This is a genomic window from Larkinella harenae (assembly GCF_054780515.1).
The window spans coordinates 362,015-380,465 of record NZ_BAAGWE010000005.1; the positions used below are offsets into that span (position 1 = coordinate 362,015).

An 18,451-nucleotide genomic window follows, 5' to 3' on the forward strand; every position below is an offset into this window, starting at 1 on the left:
CGCTCTATCTTCATCAACATTCCTTTCGTTAACTGAATTACCCGCTGGTGTAATATCGGAGCCGTATGGCCCAAAAAAGTAGTTAATTACCCTGTAAACTCTAATGAACACACGTATGAATGGACCTCAACTATTGCGTAACCCGCAAACGATACGAATATGTATTGTGGAGGATGACAACCTGATTCGGGACGGCTTTGCGTTACTGATCAACAGCACCTACGGTTTTAAGATCGTCAATACGTATTATCGTTGTGAGGATGCCATCAAAAACATTCATGCTGATTCGCCCGATGTGGTGTTGATGGACATTGAACTGCCGGGCATGAACGGCATCGAGGGAATTGCCCGAATCAAGAAAATGCGGCCGAAAACCAACATCATCGTGGTGACGGTTTACGAAAACGATGACCTGGTTTTTAAAGCGCTCTGCGCGGGCGCGGGCGGTTACCTCACCAAAAACATGCAGCCGGGCCGGTTGCTGGATGCGATTCGGGATATCCAGGATGGCGGGGCGCCCATGAGCACCAACATTGCCCGCATGGTAGTGGCGTCGTTTCAGAAAAACCGTAATTCGCCCCTGACTGCCCGCGAAACCGAAGTGCTCGAGCTGCTCTCCAAAGGAAAAAGCTACACAACCATCGCCGAGCAGTTGTTTGTGGACAAGGAAACCATCCGGACGCACATCAAGAACATCTACTGGAAGCTCGAAGTCCATTCGAAGGCCGAAGCTATCGAGAAAGCCATTAAAGAGCGGTTGATTTAATCCCAAATATCCCCTTTACTGGGGTAGAATACCGTCGAAAAAGCAGGGTATTTTTGTGAAGCTGGTATTGCCGGGTAAAACCGTGTACGCACTGGCGAAAGTGCAAGGTTCTGGGCAATCCGAACCTAATCTATGAGATGAAAACGAGCAAAAAACCAGTCGGTCAGGCTGGTTTTTTTGTTGGGCAGGTGCCTGTCCGGCTCCGGGCTGAGGGGCGGGCCGAATGGGCCGCGCATTTCGGGAGTGCCCCCCGTTTGGTGGGATGGCGGTTGAAGCGGTTAGGCACCAAGTACCTGGGCAGCGTAGCAAACAAGGCTCCTAACAACGGAAAAAGCCCGCTAATTCTCCTTTATCCCGCCATTTTACCATTCATCCCGGCTTCAGCTTATTCCGCAATATCACCTCATTTGCGGTACAAGAGGCCGGTTTTGTTCCGCTACTTTTAGCCCATCAAATGAATTATTTCAAGTGCATCTGTGATTGCTAAGCCCAACAGAAAACAACAAATAGCTATGAAACGCGCATGTAAAATGGCCGCCCTTCTGCTCGTGATGAGCGCACCGGTTATGGCTGGCTTGTCGTCAACGTTACCGGACCCCGACGAAAAAGAAAAGAATGCTTCCGCATCGCCCAATGTGAGCCGAACCAATTCAATGGGAGTGGCCATTTACCAGTCTATCAGTTCTGCCAGAATGAATCTGATGATTGAAAACTACATCGAAGTTCCGTTGCAGGTAACGTTGCGGGATGAAAACAACGAAGTGCTGCACGCGGAGAAAGTGAACAAGCGACTGAAAAAGTACTGGCGGAAATTCAACATGGAAAGCATGAAGGATGGTTTGTACACGTTTGAAGTGAGTGACGGTTTTACCCGGATCGTGAAGTCATTCCGGCTGGAAACGCAAAAAGTGCAGGTCCAAGAACCTATCCGGGCTGTATCGTTAATTAATTAACCCAAAAGGAGGAAAGTACTATCGCCAGGTACTTTCCTCCTTTTTAGGTTGGTTCGTTACAAGTTGAATACCTTTACCTGCAAAGCGGATTTGGCGAGCATATTGCCCCGGTTCGCGGCTTCGACGTATAAGTTGTGGGCTTTTCCCGGATTAATGTTTAAGCCCAGTAAGCCCAGGTAGTACGCTTCCGCCAGTTCGAATGTCGCATCGGAATGGTGTTGGGCCACCGCCTGACACAACTGCTTATAGGCGCTTTTGGTATCGACCAGGCAATAGTAGTAAACCTTATAGGCCTGATAAGCACCTTCCGGATGTTGTTTATTGGCGGCCTGCAAAAACCATTTCAATGCCTGATTGCAATCCTTGGTAACGCCTTTTCCTTCACTGTACAGTAGTCCCAGGCCGATGGCTCCTTCACTATGTCCCTGGTTGGCGGCCAATTGAAACCATTTTAACGCTTCGTCGTAATTAGCGTCCGTCCCTTTGCCTTTGTAGTAACAGTGGCCCAGGTGATACTGCCCCAATGCCAACCCTTTTTCTGCTGCCGCCTGGTAATACTTCAGGGCTTCGGTATAATTCGGTAGGCCATCAATTCCCTTTTCGTGCAAGGTGCCAATTTGTACAAGCGCCAGTGTTTCACCGCGATCCGACGCTGCCTGATACCATTTCAAGGCTTCTTTATAATCTGTAGCAACCCCAGAACCGTTCTGATATAATTTGCCAAGTTGGAGCATTCCCCGCGCGTGGCCGCTTCGGGCAGATTTTTCGTACCACTTCAGGGCTTCTTTAAAATTCCTGGAAATACCCTTTTCTTCAAGGTACAAATCGCCCAGGTACGAGTAGATTGGGGTGTACGATTGCGCTGCTGCTCGCTGGTACCATTGCAAGGCTTCCTGGTGGTTCTTAGTCACTCCGGAGCCCGTATGGTACAGTTGGCCAATGGCAGCCTGTGCGGTGGCATTGCCCTGTTTGGCCGATATCTGGTACCACTTTAAAGCCTCCTCCGAATTGGCGTCAACTCCTAATCCATACTGGTAAAAATAGCCGATGGATCCCTGCGCTTTGCTGTGTCCCTGCTCTGCCGATCTGCTGTACCATTTGAGGGCTTTCAGATAATCTTTGGACACACCAATTCCAATTTGAAATAAGTAGCCGGCGTGGTTTTGCGCATCAGTGTTTCCCTGCTCGGCAGCCAGAAAGATGAGTCTGGTCGCTTCGTCAAGATTTTTCTTTTCTCCTTTGCCATGCCAGTAACAGAGCGACAGGTTGTATTGTCCCCAGCTGTATCCCAGTTCAGCCGCTTTTCTGAACGATTCGGCGGCCTTGTCATAGAGTTTCTTATTCCAGTGAAGAATACCGGTTTCATTATACGTTACAGCCTGCCGCTTTTGCGATACGTTCATGGTGCAATCAGCCACGTACGGTTTTCGGACCAATAAGGCGGGAGAACTTTTGCATTCACAGAAGAACAGGAAAACACACAACGATAACAATAGGAGGTTTCTGCCTTTCATGGTTTTACCGTTATTGGTATTGAACAATGACTTTATCCATGTAGCTGAACAGACGGTTTTCCGCTTTCGACTCTTCGTTACTATCGTTCATTGCAATCAGGTCATCTCCCTTCTTTTTTTGCAAAAGCGTGCGGATTTTAACCAGCGTTTTCATCTCGTTGACCGGATTGGGATTGAACGTCAGAATGTGCGTAGCCTGGATATTGACCGATTTGTTGATGAAAAGGAAGACCTTCGTTTTTTTGCTGTATAATTCCTGAACGGTCATTTCCTGTTCGCTATTTCGGGTGATCTCATACGGCGAGTGGCTTTTGGAAAGTGACGCCAGCAGAATGCTCAAGACTTTTTCGTAGGGCTGTCTGTACTCGCGGGGTGCAAGAGAAAGTGTTGATATATAGCCTTTTATGAGTTCAAGGTCGCGTTTTACAACCCGGTAGGTATTGAGTGTATCGTGGAGAGCCTGCAACTCACCCGACATACCCTTGATGCGGGTTTCGTACGCTTCTACCAGGTTTTTATTAACCGTTAAGGCATCACTTAATTTGAGGGATAATTGCAGGCTGTCGTACTTCAACTTCTCGACCCGAATCACCAAACGCTTGTTCGCGGAGGAGACCGTAGCTACTTTATACCTTAGTTTTTTTGAATAATTAGATAATCGCTGTGCTTCTTTTTGATAATGATTGAGCTGATCGGACAGATCCTCGGTTTGTGGTTGTTTGCTTTGCGATTTATTTCCTTGGGCCATTGCCGAAGCAGAAATCAATGAAATGAAAGCAAAGACCAGTAAACTTTTATTCATAACACGGTGAAAATAAATGATTAAACATACACGTCTATTTCGGTCGCAGGCGAGGAAATAGAAGACCTCATATATACTTGAGTAAGCTACCTATAGTGATATATCAATGCTGGTATTTATAACTAAGTCCATCTTTGTAGATGAGGCTTTTTGTCAGACAGAAATTTACTACAGGTTGTAGCGTACAACCTGTGGCTTATAGAAGGATTCAAACCAGGATCACAGCTGTAAATAAGCATTCAAAGGCATTTAGCGCAAAAAACTAGCTAAAAGGCGCGTTGGTTCTTCCGGTTCTTACTAGTTACATAATACGTGTAACTACTTATGGTGCAATGATAATGAAATTTTAGTTTCTACTCAAATTAATTAACAGACAAAAATTTCTTGCGGAGATGTCGCTTTTTGACTTGATTGAAATAGGTATAAATGCTTAATATAATTTGTGGTGAGCGGACGTTGAATAATTGTAGTACTAAGGTTGAGTGCAGGCATTTAGGTTGTAATAGAGGAAGTTAGTATCATATAAAATAGCCGGAGAGGGAGCGAAAACTAAATAAGCGTCAGGAAAATTTTATTGGGATGGCCGACAAATAGAGCGCAAAAAGGTCAATTTTTTTTTCTTGGTGAGCAGATTTGGGGGGAATAAAGTTAGCCAACGCAACTCGGGTAACCGAAAGATCGCGTTGGCTTATTTCCTGAAAAACTGGAAGGGTGTTGCTGGACTTGTATCAATCAGAATAGTCAGGATGCGGGTTCCAGTGTGATCAAGTCCAGGACTATTTTCCATTGGTTCTGATTTCCCTTTTTCCAAATTCTCAGGTAGTTACCGGCCTGCTTGGTGCTTTTTCCGCCCACCGTCGTCAGAACTTGGGCATTCCCATAAACATAACCCAAATCACCCGATTCGGCAACGGTTGCATTTAACGGAAAGAAACCGAGGGTTACCGGCTGTTTGAACAGCGAATCGATAGCTGTTGACTCCAGATAAGGTTGCTGATTCATCCGGTAAAGTCGGGCCTGCGGAGCCAGAAATTGCTTGTATGTTGTGGCAGCACCGTTTTTCTCCAGCGCAGCAATAAACTGCTTGTCAAAAACCAGCAGCTCTTCCCGGTTTTTAGCCGTATCGGAATTGATTACCGTGCGGATGCCGGTAATGGGCCGAATGGTGTTCACGGGTGGAGTGGGGGGCGCCGGGTGGTCAATGCCGATATCGAGGACAACCCTCCAGTTGCCGTCGGGTTGTTTTTTCCAGATGCTTACGTAGTGGCCATGTCCCGTTGGCTTGTCTGCCAGCGACTTTGGCCGAAACTCCCAGGGGCCGGTGGTGTAGCCCAGGTTGCCAGCGGCTGCCACGTCGGCAGCAGTGGGTTGCCAGGTCAGTTTACCCGGTCCCTCGGGATTTTTTTCGAATGATTCCCGGCCGTTGGTTACCTTTCCTTTTGAGAAGGTAATACCGTCCGGGGCCAGGTAGCGCAGAAAGGCGGTTTTGGTGGTGCTATCCCGGGAGAACTGCGCAAACTTCTTCTCGGTATTCACCATATCCTGCAACGGACTTTGGGCAACGGCTGACCCCGCAACGGCCAGCAAAAGAGCGCCGAAAATGTGTTTCATACTACATAAACGTACTCATGCTCGATTCGTTTGCTAATTGTTTCGCGTGTTCTTTTCCTAAATAGTTATCAATCAGATAATGAGCTAGATACAGTACCGGTGTAAGAGCAACGGCGACCGTAAATTTATAAATGTAGTTGACAATGGCGACCGCAATAATCTGCTTGAATGACCAGTTTCCGAAGATGTAGAAGGCAATCGTCAACACCACGAAGCTATCAATTAGCTGAGAGACGAGCGTTGAACCGGTGGCCCGAAGCCAGATTTTGCGGCTGCCTGTGATGCGCTTGAGCGACTGAAAAACCGTGGCGTCTAGCAATTGGGCCACCAGAAAGGCCGTTATGGAGCCGATGATAATGCCGAGGCCCTGCCGAAAAATCATGGAAAAAGCGTTGTTGATATTGACGGGATTGCCGACGGCATCCGTGGCGTTGACGTCCAGCCAGAATTGCGCCGGAGGTAGGGTGGTGACAAAGTAAATAATGACGAAACTATACGCAATAAAGCCCGCCGTAACGTACGAGATGCGTTTTACTCCTTGAATTCCGTAGTACTCATTGATGATGTCGGAGGTGACAAAAACCGCAGGCCAGATAACGACGCCCGCCGTTAGGTTAAAATCCAGGACAAAATCGCCTAATAAGTGCAACTGCGCGGGCGGAACATTGAGCAGCGTTTCCGCCGAGAAAATCTTGACGCCAATGATTTCCGCAATGATTGCATTGGTCAGAAAGATGGCGCTCAGAAAAATGTACAGATTGGTCCGTTTGCTGTAAAAAGAAGCCATTCCGGAGTTATGAGTTAAGAATGATGAGTTAAAATAGGGTGATTTTGAAAGCACAGACAAGATATAACTCTTCACTCTTAACTCATAACGCTTCATTCATTTTCGGCGGCTCTCGAAAAACGTCTCGATTCGGTCGATGGCTGGGTTTAGGTCATCAACGGAAGGCAGACAGACAATCCGGAAATGATCGTTGTGCGTGTAATTGAAACCTGTTCCGGCTACTACCAGTACTTTTTGCTCTTCCAGCAGATCAAAGACAAAATCGTCGTCGCTGGCAATGTGAAACTGCGACAGATCAATTTTGGGGAAAATGTACAGCGAACCTTTCGGTTTTACGCACGTCAGGCCCGGAATAGCCGTAATGCGGTCGTAGGCAAGTTGAATTTGCCGGTACAGCCGACCCGTCGGTAAAATCAGATCGTTGATGCTTTGGTAACCGCCCAGGGCAGTCTGAATGGCGTATTGAGTAGGTACATTGGCGCAAAGTCGCATACTCGCCAGCAAAGTCAGGCCCTCGATGTACGATTTGGCCCGGTGTTTCGCGCCACTCAGGATAAGCCACCCGCCCCGGAAACCAGCGGCCCGGTAATTTTTGGATAAGCCGCCCATCGAGATGCAGAGTGTATCTTCAACCAGGGTGGCCATCGGATGATGCACCGCGCCGTCAAACAGAATTTTGTCGTAGATCTCGTCGGCAAACACAATTAGCTGGTGCTGTTCGGCGATTCGGGCGATGCCTTCCAGAATTTTTTTGTCGTAGACCGCCCCGGTCGGGTTATTAGGATTGATGACTACTATGGCCCGGGTACGCGCTGTAATTTTGCTTTCCAAATCTTCCAGATCCGGATTCCAGTCGGCTTGTTCGTCACAGAGATAATGAACGGGCTTGCCGCCCGAAAGGGCAATGGAGGCCGTCCAGAGCGGATAATCGGGGGAGGGAACCAGCACTTCGTCGCCTTCGTTGAGCAGGGCCTGCATGGTGAGCAAAATGAGCTCGCTGACGCCGTTGCCAATAAATACGTCGTTGATGGCCACGTCTTTGATACCCAGGTTCTGGGTGTAGTGCATCACGGCTTTCCGGGCCGCAAACAGCCCCCGCGAATCGGAGTACCCTTGTGCATTGCGGATATTTAAGATGATGTCGTGGACAATTTCGTCGGGAGCATCAAAACCGAAAGGAGCCGGATTACCGATATTCAGTTTAATAATTGTGTATCCCTGACTTTCGAGATCGAGCGCCTTTTCGTAAACCGGTCCGCGGATTTCATACCGTAAATCATTGAGCCGGTTGGATTTTAAAAAATTCATAGGGGTATTTGGAATAAAAGTGGGGCAAAGGTACAAAGTTTCGAAAAATGGCGGGCCGCTGCTATCAAACGGCTTGCAGAACGGGCAATAAAAAAGCCGCTGGTGGTCAACCAGCGGCTTTCGTTTCAGCGTATCCGTGGGTCAGACCGTCGCAAACATCGACTTCGCTTTCGCTTCCAGTTGGCTTTCACCCATCAGGAAGACGTCCACCGCTCGCGCGGCTTCACGACCCTCGGAAATGGCCCATACAACCAGCGACTGACCCCGGCGCATGTCACCGGCGGCAAACACTTTCGGGTTGGACGTGGTCTGGTAGTTGACGGCTTTGACGTTGCCGCGTTCGTATTCCAGCTCGAGGGCATCGAGCAATCCTTCGTGTTGCGGGTTGACGAAACCAGCGGCCAGCAGGGCCAGCTCACAGGCGATGTCGCGCTCGGAGCCCGGCACCTCTACCATTTTCATTTTACCATCGACGTTTTGCCAGTCCAGATCGACAATCCGGAGCGCTTTCAGGTTACCGTTTTCGTCACCGATGAATTCTTTCGTGTTGATGGACCAGTGCCGGTCGCATCCTTCCTCGTGCGAGGTTGAGGTTCGGAGCATCATGGGCCAGTTGGGCCAGGGCGTGCTTTCGGCGCGCTCGGCGGGTGGCATCGGCATCAACTCGATTTGAGTCACAGACTGAGCGCCGTGCCGGTTGGAAGTACCTACGCAGTCGGAACCGGTATCACCACCACCGATGACCACCACGTTTTTACCCGTTGCCAGAATGTCTCCGTCAGCGTATTTTACACCCCGGTGATCCACTTCAACGGCACGTTCAGCCACGCGTTTGTTTTGCTGACTCAGAAATTCCATGGCGAAATGAACCCCTTTTAGGTCACGGCCCGGAATCGGAAGGTCACGCGGCACCGTCGAACCGCCCGTCAGCACAATGGCGTCGTAGTCGGACAGCAGTTCCTTTGCTTTGATGTGCTCGCCAACGTTGGTATTGGTTTTGAAGGTAATTCCTTCGGCTTCCATAACATCCAGCCGACGGTCGATCACCCATTTTTCTAATTTAAAATCGGGAATACCGTAGCGTAACAAACCGCCAACCTGATCGGCCCGTTCAAAAACCGTGACGGTATGCCCGGCTTTATTCAATTGAGCAGCTGCCGCCAGACCCGCCGGACCAGAGCCTACCACCGCAACGGTTTTTCCGGTGCGTCTGAGTGGTTTGTTTGGCTGAACCAGGCCGCGTGCATAGGCTGCTTCAATAATTGATTTTTCGATGAACTCGATGGCAACGGGCGGTTTATTGATGCCCAGCACGCAGGATGATTCACAGGGTGCGGGGCAAATACGGCCCGTAAATTCCGGAAAATTGTTAGTCGACGCCAGAATTTCGTAGGCATACTCCCAATTCTGTTCGTATACGGCGTCGTTGAACTCCGGAATGATGTTGCCGAGTGGACAACCATTGTGGCAGAACGGAATGCCGCAGTCCATGCAACGAGCCGCCTGTTTCTGGGTGTCTTCTTCCGCGTACGGTTTTTCGATTTCCTTATAATCGTGAACCCGCTCCTGAGCATCGCGCTTTTTCGGCAGTTCGCGGGTGAATTCCAAAAATCCAGTGGGTTTTCCCATTGTAGGTTAAAACGTATACGGTTTTTTATAAGTCTGAAGGACGTGAATAGCCTTCCGGGGCTATTCACGTAAAGAACATAAGGAGTGGCTTATGGATGAACCACGTCGACAACGATGTCCTGGTAAACAACATTCTTGTCGCGAATCTGGTCGGAAAGCGAAACGCCCCGGCCCGCCAGTGCTTTGCGGAAATCGCTCGGCATCACCTTGACAAACTGACTGATCAGATTTTTCCAATCCTGAATCAATTGCAGCGCGATGTTACTGGTGGTATACTGGAAATGTTTCTCCACGTATTCCTTCACGATGGCCAGGTCTTCGTCGTCCAGTTTTTCCAGGGTCACCATTTCCTGATTGACTTTAGCGGCAAAGTCGCCTTCCTGGTCCCAGACGTAGGCCACACCGCCCGACATCCCGGCGGCAAAGTTCCGGCCTACAGACCCCAGAATGATCGCCAGACCGCCCGTCATGTATTCCAGACCGTGATCACCGATGCCTTCGACGACTACCTTAGCGCCGGAGTTCCGCACGCAGAACCGCTCACCGGCCATTCCGCGGATGTAGGCTTCGCCCGAGGTCGCTCCGTAGAACGATACGTTACCAACGATGCTGTTTTCTTCCGGCTTAAACGGCGCCATCCGATCCGGATAAACAATCAGTTGAGCTCCGCAGAGACCTTTTCCGAAATAGTCGTTGGCGTCACCTTCCAGCTCCAGTTTGATACCGTTGGTGTTGAAGGCGCCAAAGCTCTGACCGGCGGTTCCCCGGAACTTAAAGTGAATGGTTCCTTCGGGGAGGCCTTTGCCCGCGTATACCTTCGAGATCTCGTTGGATAAAACCGTACCGACCGACCGGTTGAGGTTGATGATCGGGTATTCGGCATAGACCGATTCGGCATTTTTCAGCGCGGGTTGACCGGCTTCGAGTAGGCTCCAGTCCAGGATATCGGCCATGCCGTGATCCTGTTCTTCCTGCTTGAAATTGGCGACATCGAGGCTGTTGGCGTCTTTGTAAAGAACGGCCGACAGATCGACGTATTCGTATTTCCAGTGCTTGATATCTTTCCGCATCTCCAGCATTTGCGATTGGCCGACCATCTCGTTGATCGTCCGGAAGCCCAGTTCGGCCATGATCTCGCGCAATTCAGTTGCCAGGAATGTAAACATGTTCACAACATGCTCCGGTTTACCCGTGAAGAGGGCCCGCAGTTCTTTGTTTTGCGTTGCCACACCAACCGGGCAGGTGTTCAGGTGACATTTCCGCATCATGATACAACCCACACTGACCAGGGCAGCCGTGGCAACGCCGAATTCTTCGGCACCCAGCAGGGCGGCAATGGCCAGGTCGCGACCCGTCCGGATTTGACCGTCGGTTTGTACCGTCACGCGACCGCGCAGTTTGTTGCGAACCAGCGTTTGGTGCGTTTCAGCCAGACCCAGTTCCCACGGCAGACCCGCGTGGCGAATTGAGCTGAGCGGAGAGGCTCCCGTTCCGCCGTCGTGGCCCGAGATCAGGATGTGATCGGCGTGGGCCTTGGTCACCCCGGCGGCAATGGTTCCAACCCCCGCTTCCGACACCAGCTTTACGCTGATGCGCGCTTCGCGGTTGGCATTTTTCAGGTCAAAAATCAATTGGGCCAAATCCTCAATTGAGTAGATATCATGGTGGGGCGGGGGCGAAATTAAGCCCACACCGGGGGTTGAGTGGCGTGTACGGCCAATCCAGTCATCCACTTTGTGACCGGGCAGCTGACCACCTTCACCGGGTTTTGCCCCCTGCGCCATCTTGATTTGCAGTTCGCGGGCGTTGGTCAGGTAGTGGCTCGTCACCCCAAACCGACCTGATGCCACCTGCTTGATGGCGGAGTTCATGTTGTCACCATTGGCCAACAACTGGTACCGCAGTTCGTCTTCGCCACCTTCGCCGGAGTTGCTCTTGCCGCCGATGCGGTTCATGGCAATGGCCAGCGTCGTGTGTGCTTCCCACGAAATAGAACCAAAGGACATGGCACCCGTTGCAAACCGTTTGAAAATGCTTTCAATAGGTTCTACTTCTTCCAGGGGCACCGGGTTGCCTTTCTTGAACTTCATCAAACCGCGCAGCGTCAAAGCTTTACGAGTCTGGTCGTCGATCAGATTGGCGTATTTCTTGTAAATCTGGTAATCGTTTTTCCGGGTAGCCTGTTGGAGCAGGTGAATCGTGTCCGGGTTGAAAATGTGGGCTTCACCGCGTTGCTTCCATTGGTAAACACCACCTACTTCCAGGCGAGGAGCAGGTTTGGTGTTTTCGGGGAATGCCTGCCGGTGACGAACCAGAATTTCGCGGCCGATTTGCTCCAGACCCATACCGCCGATGCGGGAGATGGTACCGGTAAAGTATGTATCCACCACTTCTTTGTTCAGACCCAGGCATTCGAAGATCATAGCTCCCTGGTACGACTGAAGGGTCGAGATTCCCATTTTAGAGAAAATCTTCAGCAGCTCCTTGTTAACGGCTTTGATGTAATTCTGGTGTAGCTTTTCGATCGGATAATCCACCTGGAGCATACCGCGCTCCTTCATGTCGGTGATGGTTTCGAAAGCCATGTACGGGTTGACGCCCGAAGCGCCGTAACCGATCAGGGTAGCATAGTGGTGCGTTTCCCAAACATCTCCGGCTTCGACCAGAATGCCAATCTGGCCGCGCAATCCTTTGCGGATCAGGTGGTGGTGAATGGCCGAGGTGGCCAGCAGCGACGGAATCGGCGCGTGGTCGGAGTCGATGGCGCGGTCGGAGAGGATGATGATTTCAAAACCGTCTTCGATGGCGTCTTCGGCATAACGACAAATCCGTTCCAGAGCGCGTTCCAGACCAATTCCGCCCTGATCGGCGCGGAAATAGGTGTTGATGGTTTTTGCCTGAAAGTGGTCGCGGTCAACAAACCGCAGTTTGTCAAACTCTTCGATGGTGAGAACCGGCTGCGTCAATTCGATGAGCCGGCAGTGCTTGGGCGTTTCAGACAATAGGTTACCGGTGGCTCCCACGAACGAAATCAGCGACATAATGGCCCGCTCCCGAATCGAGTCGATGGGCGGGTTGGTCACCTGGGCAAACAGTTGTTTGAAGTAGTTGGCCAGGTGCTGGCTTTGATCCGACAGGATGGCCAGCGGGGAGTCGGTCCCCATCGAGCCAAGGGCCTCCAGACCGGTTTCGGCCATGGGGCCCAGAATCATGCGAAGATCTTCGGACGTAAATCCAAACGCCTGTTGACGCTGCGTAATGTCCTGCTTCCGCATGTGACTAAACGTGCGGACGGGCTTTGGTAATTCGGAAATTTTGATCTTGTTCTCGTCGAGCCACTGTTGGTAAGGCTGGCGGGAGCAGATATCGGCTTTAACTTCTTCGTCGCTGATGATCCGGCCCTGTTCCATGTCAACCACGAACATACGACCCGGTTGCAGACGGCCTTTTTTGACAACTTTCGCCGGATCAACGTCGTTTACCCCGGCTTCGGAAGCCATGATAACCACGTCATCGTCGGTTACCCAGTACCGCGAAGGGCGCAAACCGTTGCGGTCGAGGGTGGCACCAACAATTTTGCCATCCGTGAAGGAAATGGAGGCCGGACCGTCCCACGGTTCCATAATGGCCGCGTGGTATTCGTAGAAAGCGTGCCGATCGGGGTCCATGCTGTCGTTGCCGTCCCAGGCTTCCGGAATCAGCATCATCATCACGTGCGGCAACGACCGGCCCGACAGAACCAGCAATTCGATGGCATTGTCGAGGTTGGCCGAATCCGATTGGTTCAGGTTGCAGATCGGGCGCAGCATGGCCAGCTCTTCCTTTGTAAAGAGCTTCGACTCAAGCATGGCTTCCGCCGTTTTCATCCAGTTAACATTTCCCTTTACGGTATTGATCTCACCGTTGTGGGCAATGTACCGGAACGGCTGCGCCAGTTGCCAGGACGGGAAGGTGTTGGTTGAGAAACGGGAGTGAACAACCCCCACGGCCGATACCAGTTCTTCGCGTTGCAAATCAGGGTAGTAATCCCGCAATTGCTTGGTCGTCAGCTGCCCTTTGTAGGTGATAATCCGGCTCGAAAGCGAGGAGTAATAGAAACTATTTTGCAGGCCGGTTACGGTTTCGTTGATAATCCGGCTGCTGTAGTTGCGTACAATGTATAATTTTCGTTCAAATTCGTCGGAGGTTAAGGTTTCCGGTTTACGAATAAACACCTGCTCCATAACGGGCTCAACCGAACGGGAACCGTTTCCGAGATCGGACGAATAAACCGGGACGACACGGTAGCCAATCAGCTCCAGGTGTAATTTTTTGATCGTCCGGTTCAGGATATCGCGACATTCTTTCCGCAGACGTTCATCTTTGGGCATGTAAATCATTCCAACCCCGTATTCGCCGGCAGGAGGGAGCGAAAAACCCAATTTACGACATTCATCAACGAACAGTTCGTGGGGAATCTGAATCAAAATGCCCGCGCCATCACCCGTGTTGGTTTCGTATCCGACCGCACCCCGGTGATCCATACGCGTAAGCATCGTCAGAGCGTCTTCCACAATCTGGTGCGATTTGCGGCCCTTCACGTGCGCGACGAATCCAATTCCACAGGCGTCATGTTCAAACTCAGACCGGTACAAACCCTGTTGCGGTGCGTTAGAAGAAAACATCGGCGTAAACTCTTTGGTGGTTTATTATTGATAAAATGGCAAATTCAGCGCGCTGCAAGTAGATAAAAGAAAAACTACAAATAAGTAGCAGACATTACTGTTTTTGCATTGGAAGTGCAAGTTACATTAAAATATATTTTGTGAAAAGTTCAAAATGCGAAATTTCGTTTGCATAACCAATTTTATGATTTTGATACAAAATTGTCTTGGTTAGTGAATAGAATTTACCAAAATCTAGCCCTTGTTAAAGGAATGGCAATTCAATTTTTAAGGAATTTTAATGTTTTAAAGCCTACTATTTCTTTAGTTTACTAGTATTTATACCTCGTTTTTCGGTTTTTAGTATAAATTCCAATAATAGGTTTGAAAAATGGGCGCTTTTGGTTGAAAAACTTAAAAATTGACAGAAATAGGTCTAAAATTGGTGCTAAAATGGATAATTTTTAGCGAAAATCTATTTTTAAGGTTTGATTTTAAATAATTATTTGTTGCGTTTTAACTTCTTCAGTCCGGAGCATGGCCGACGCCGTTGCCTCAAGCATCTACATTTCAACGCTGTTTTTTGACGACTCATCCGTAGAATGATTGGGTTGCGGGCAGCTGGCGCCTACTTTCGCATCAGATCGAAGCCGTCTTCTTATGCTAAAGGGGTACATCTCAGGACTTTTTCTCCTACTCATTTCCGGAGCTTCGGTAGCCCAAACGGGTTCCCGCTATCCGATGACCTATAAAAACCGGCAGATTATTGTCGGCTCCGGCGGTGGGTTTACCGGTGCGTCAACGGCTTATTACCTGTTGGAAAACGGCTATCTCTATTCCAAATCAAACACCGATTCCCTTTATACCCGGCTGGGAAGGCAACCGACAGCAATAACCCGGCGGCTTTTTCACGAACTCGAAACTACATGCCGGATCAAAACGGCCCAATTTGATCATCCGGGAAATACTTACCGGTTTGTTGGCTGGAAAAAAGGTCCGCAAGACTACCGGGTGACGTGGGGAGAAAGCGGAAAAACCGTTCCGGCATCATTTACCAAATTTTACAATGCGTTCATGAAACGGGTACTGGTTTCAAAACGGGAAAAGTAACTATTCATAACAACAAATACCTTCATGAAATCATTTCTACTGCCTATGCTGTTGGCTGGGGCCCTTAGCGCCGTGGCTCAGCCGACCCCAACCGGTTTTGGCCGAAAGCTGAAGACGCAGGCACCCACGCCGGGTTTGGCACAGCGACTGCAGGCCGAAGTGGCACCGGTTGCTGATCGGACGAGACGCTTTCGGCTGGCCGCTGGGGAAACAACGCTGCAATTCGACGCCCAGGTATTGAAACTACGGGTTGTGCGCGATACGACGACTCACTTGCCGGTGTACATCGAAAACCGCGTAAAACCGTCGGCTTCGTCAAAAGGAGCCCGGGTGAGCGCCCGAGTATCGGCGTTTTCGTTCATGGGGCAGATCAAGGATCTGTTGAAGATTGAAAAACCGGAAGAGCAGTTTGAAATCACCAGCACGGAAACCGATCCGCTGGGCCAGACCCACATTCGGATGAAGCAGGTGCTTCAGGGAATTCCGGTGTACGGCAGCGAGCTGATAGCCCACCTGACCCACGGAACCGTAACGGTGCTCAATGGCCAGTACCGCCTTGGCAAAAGCACCTCCACCGCGCCCCGGCTTTCGCTCCAGCAAGCCACCGACCGCGCCTTCAGCGATGTGGGAAAAGAATCCATCGTGCGTTCGTTTGGACAAAATATATTCGACCTGAAACCGTCGGAAGGCGCCCTGTGCTTTTACCCGCTGGGCGAGAAGATGGTGCTGGCTTATCAACTGACCATCCGGCCCAATATGATTGAGCGCTGGGAATACATGATTGATGCCCAAAACGGCGCGGTGTTGAATAAATATAACCACACCTGCGGAGTGGATGGCCCGGTGAAAGCCACCGGCAAGGACCTGAACGGGATGATGCAGACTATCAACACTTATCAGTCGGGCACTACCTACCACCTGCTGGACGCGTCGCGTTCGATGTATGACGCTGAAAAATCGACCGTTAAGAAGCCGGTGGGCGCTATCATGACCCTGGATGCCAAAAACAAACAGGCCGAAGACGGAAGTTTTGATGTTTACTACATCACTTCAAAAGACAACAAAAACTGGGACGCCAATGCCATTTCGGCGCATACCAATGCGGGTCTGGCGTACGAGTATTACGAAAAAACGCATAAACGCAATTCGCTTGATGGAAAAGGCGGAACGATCCTTTCGATTGTCAATGTACTTGAAGACGGAAAATCCATGGACAATGCGTATTGGTCAGGGGCCTACATGGCTTATGGCAATGGTGGTATAGATTGCAAACCGTTGGCGGGTAGTCTGGATGTAGCCGGTCACGAAATGACCCACGGTGTGGTGCAGCACACGGCTAATCTGATCTATCAGGGCCAATCCGGCGCTATCAACGAATCCATGGCGGATATTTTTGGGGCCATGATGGACCGGGATGACTGGCAGGTGGGTGAAGACATCATGATTAAGAGTCGGTTTCCGTCCGGCGCGTTGCGTGATTTGTCGAACCCCCATCAGTTGGGTAAAGGTAAACCCGGCTACCAGCCCCAGGTCATGGCGGAGTACGATTTTGACGAAAAGAAGCGGGATAACGGTGGGGTTCACTCCAATAGCGGGATTATAAACTACGTGTACTATCTGATTGCAACCAAAATCGGGAAAGAAAAAGCCGAGCAGATTTATTACCGGACCCTCACTAAATACCTCACGCGAAGTTCGCAATTCCTGGACCTGCGCTTGGGCGTCATCCGGGCCACGGTAGATTTGCACGGGGAAAACGGAGCGGAAGTACAGGCCGTCAAAACCGCGTTCAGCACCGTGGGTATTGTTGAAACCGGTCAGCAGCCTGAACAACCGCAGGACGTTCCTGCCAACGATGGCCGGGACATGCTAATGGTGTATAGCGAGGGCGATCAGAAATTGTATACTGCTCCCATGAGCACCGGCGACCTGACACCCCGGATCAAGGCTAAAATTAAACACAAGCCGAGCATCACCGACGACGGGAAAGCGGCTTACTACGTAACGGAAGACGGGCGGATTCGGGCGGTGAGCCTGACCGGTGCGGTGGAGGAGGTAATCGTTTCCGATGAAACGATCTGGGATAATGTTGCTATTTCACGAGATGGTAAAAAAATAGCGGCTCTGACGAAGGAACAGGACGCATCGATTTGGGTCTACAGCTACGATTTGAAAAAATGGAAACAATTTCCGCTCTACAACCCGACAACCGCCGAAGGAATAAAAGCAGGAGACGTTCAGTACGCCGATTCATTTGAGTGGAATCATTCCGGCGAGTATTTGGTGTACGATGCCTACAATAGCCTGAAAAGTATTGAGGGAGACGATATAAATTATTGGGATGTTGGGTTTATCAGCGTGTGGGATAAAACGCAGAATACGTTCGATGACGGAAACATCCTGAAACTGTTCTCCAATCTGGAAGAAGGCGAAAGCGTTGGTAATCCGTGTTTTTCCAAAAACTCACCCGACATTATTGCATTTGATTACCTGAACGAGATCGATAATACGTACAGCATTTTGGCGGGAAATCTTAAAACCGGTAAGCTGAACGCGGTCATCACGAACGTAACGATTGGGTATCCCGGGTATTCGCGGCTGGATGATCGACTGGTATTTAATACTTTAAATACCGCTGGCGATGTGGAGATGGTGGCCATGATTGAATTGCAGGCCGACAAAATGTCTCCCAAGGGCGATGTGAAACCGTTGTATGATAATGCCAAATGGGCCGTCTGGTATGCGAACGGAACGCGGGCCGAAACGGGAAAAACCGCCCAGACCATTGCGTTCGATGCGATTCCGGATCGGTACGCTGAAGATGGCTCCTTCACGCTGACGGCCACAGCTTCGTCGAAATTACCGGTTAGTTTCGCGATTGTATCAGGGCCCGCAACGCTTTCCGGCAACCGGCTGACTCCTAGTAAACCGGGCGTGGTGACTGTGCGGGCAACGCAGGCCGGGAATGCGCAGTTTGCAGCCGCGTCGCCTGTAGAGCGGAAATTCAATGTACTCGCCATTACGGCGAATGAACCCACCTGGGCCGAGGCTCTGAAGCTGTATCCTAATCCGGTGACAACCTCGCTTTCAGTTCAATTGCCGCAGGGGGATTATTTTGAAGAAATAACCCTGACGACGGTTTCCGGCGCGACGGTTATCCGGCAACCTGCTGAAAACCTTGCGCACCAAACGACTCTGGATACCAGTCAGCTGCCGTCGGGATTTTACGTCCTGAAGGTACAAACGCCAAAAGGAGTAGCGTATCGGAAAGTGGTCAAACCGTAGTGGGGCAGGGGCGATACGGTTTGCAAACTCCCTACAGAAAGGG

The 18,451-nt window shown here is 50.5% G+C and carries 12 protein-coding genes; 5 read left to right on the forward strand and 7 right to left on the reverse strand.

From position 1 onward, the window contains the following. Positions 1 to 115: 115 nt before the first annotated feature. The 3 genes from ACYVH9_RS23445 to ACYVH9_RS23455 all read left to right on the forward strand — a co-directional run bounded on the left by ACYVH9_RS23445 (position 116) and on the right by ACYVH9_RS23455 (position 1,719). Positions 116 to 766 (forward strand): response regulator, encoded by a 651-nt coding sequence (locus ACYVH9_RS23445; RefSeq protein WP_460638847.1) that lies wholly within the window; start codon positions 116 to 118, stop codon positions 764 to 766. Positions 767 to 903: 137 nt separating this feature from the next. Beyond that, a complete protein-coding gene (locus tag ACYVH9_RS23450) occupies positions 904 to 1,212 on the forward strand; it encodes a hypothetical protein (protein ID WP_460638848.1) in 309 nt (102 codons plus the stop codon). A 66-nt stretch (positions 1,213 to 1,278) separates the two neighbouring features. Next, positions 1,279 to 1,719 (forward strand): hypothetical protein, encoded by a 441-nt coding sequence (locus tag ACYVH9_RS23455; protein WP_460638849.1) that lies wholly within the window; start codon positions 1,279 to 1,281, stop codon positions 1,717 to 1,719. A 56-nt stretch (positions 1,720 to 1,775) separates the two neighbouring features. Here the strand turns inward: ACYVH9_RS23455 and ACYVH9_RS23460 are convergent, their stop codons facing one another. From ACYVH9_RS23460 to gltB, 7 genes are all read right to left on the reverse strand, one after another. After that, the gene (locus ACYVH9_RS23460; protein WP_460638850.1) at positions 1,776 to 3,122 is read right to left on the reverse strand and encodes a tetratricopeptide repeat protein; all 1,347 of its coding nucleotides are present in this window, start codon (positions 3,120 to 3,122) and stop codon (positions 1,776 to 1,778) included. Positions 3,123 to 3,243: 121 nt separating this feature from the next. Beyond that, positions 3,244 to 4,035 (reverse strand): hypothetical protein, encoded by a 792-nt coding sequence (locus ACYVH9_RS23465; protein WP_460638851.1) that lies wholly within the window; start codon positions 4,033 to 4,035, stop codon positions 3,244 to 3,246. Between the two features lie 741 nt (positions 4,036 to 4,776). Continuing rightward, positions 4,777 to 5,646 (reverse strand): YybH family protein, encoded by an 870-nt coding sequence (locus ACYVH9_RS23470; protein ID WP_460638852.1) that lies wholly within the window; start codon positions 5,644 to 5,646, stop codon positions 4,777 to 4,779. A 1-nt stretch (position 5,647) separates the two neighbouring features. Then, positions 5,648 to 6,433 carry a queuosine precursor transporter gene (locus ACYVH9_RS23475; protein WP_460638853.1) on the reverse strand — a complete coding sequence of 262 codons (786 nt, stop codon included), beginning with the start codon at positions 6,431 to 6,433 and terminating at the stop codon, positions 5,648 to 5,650. A gap of 96 nt (positions 6,434 to 6,529) precedes the next feature. Further along, positions 6,530 to 7,741, reverse strand: coding sequence for a pyridoxal phosphate-dependent aminotransferase (locus ACYVH9_RS23480; RefSeq protein ID WP_460638854.1), 1,212 nt, complete (start codon positions 7,739 to 7,741; stop codon positions 6,530 to 6,532). Between the two features lie 141 nt (positions 7,742 to 7,882). After that, positions 7,883 to 9,370 (reverse strand): glutamate synthase subunit beta, encoded by a 1,488-nt coding sequence (locus ACYVH9_RS23485; protein ID WP_460638855.1) that lies wholly within the window; start codon positions 9,368 to 9,370, stop codon positions 7,883 to 7,885. 89 nt (positions 9,371 to 9,459) lie between these two features. Next, positions 9,460 to 14,034 (reverse strand): glutamate synthase large subunit, encoded by a 4,575-nt coding sequence (gltB, locus tag ACYVH9_RS23490; protein WP_460638856.1) that lies wholly within the window; start codon positions 14,032 to 14,034, stop codon positions 9,460 to 9,462. Between the two features lie 639 nt (positions 14,035 to 14,673). Between gltB and ACYVH9_RS23495 the strand changes: the two genes are divergently transcribed. Next, the gene (locus ACYVH9_RS23495) at positions 14,674 to 15,123 is read left to right on the forward strand and encodes an FAD-binding oxidoreductase (protein ID WP_460638857.1); all 450 of its coding nucleotides are present in this window, start codon (positions 14,674 to 14,676) and stop codon (positions 15,121 to 15,123) included. Positions 15,124 to 15,147: 24 nt separating this feature from the next. Next, entirely contained in the window at positions 15,148 to 18,408 is a 3,261-nt protein-coding gene (locus ACYVH9_RS23500; RefSeq protein WP_460638858.1) for a M4 family metallopeptidase, read from the forward strand. Positions 18,409 to 18,451: the final 43 nt, after the last annotated feature.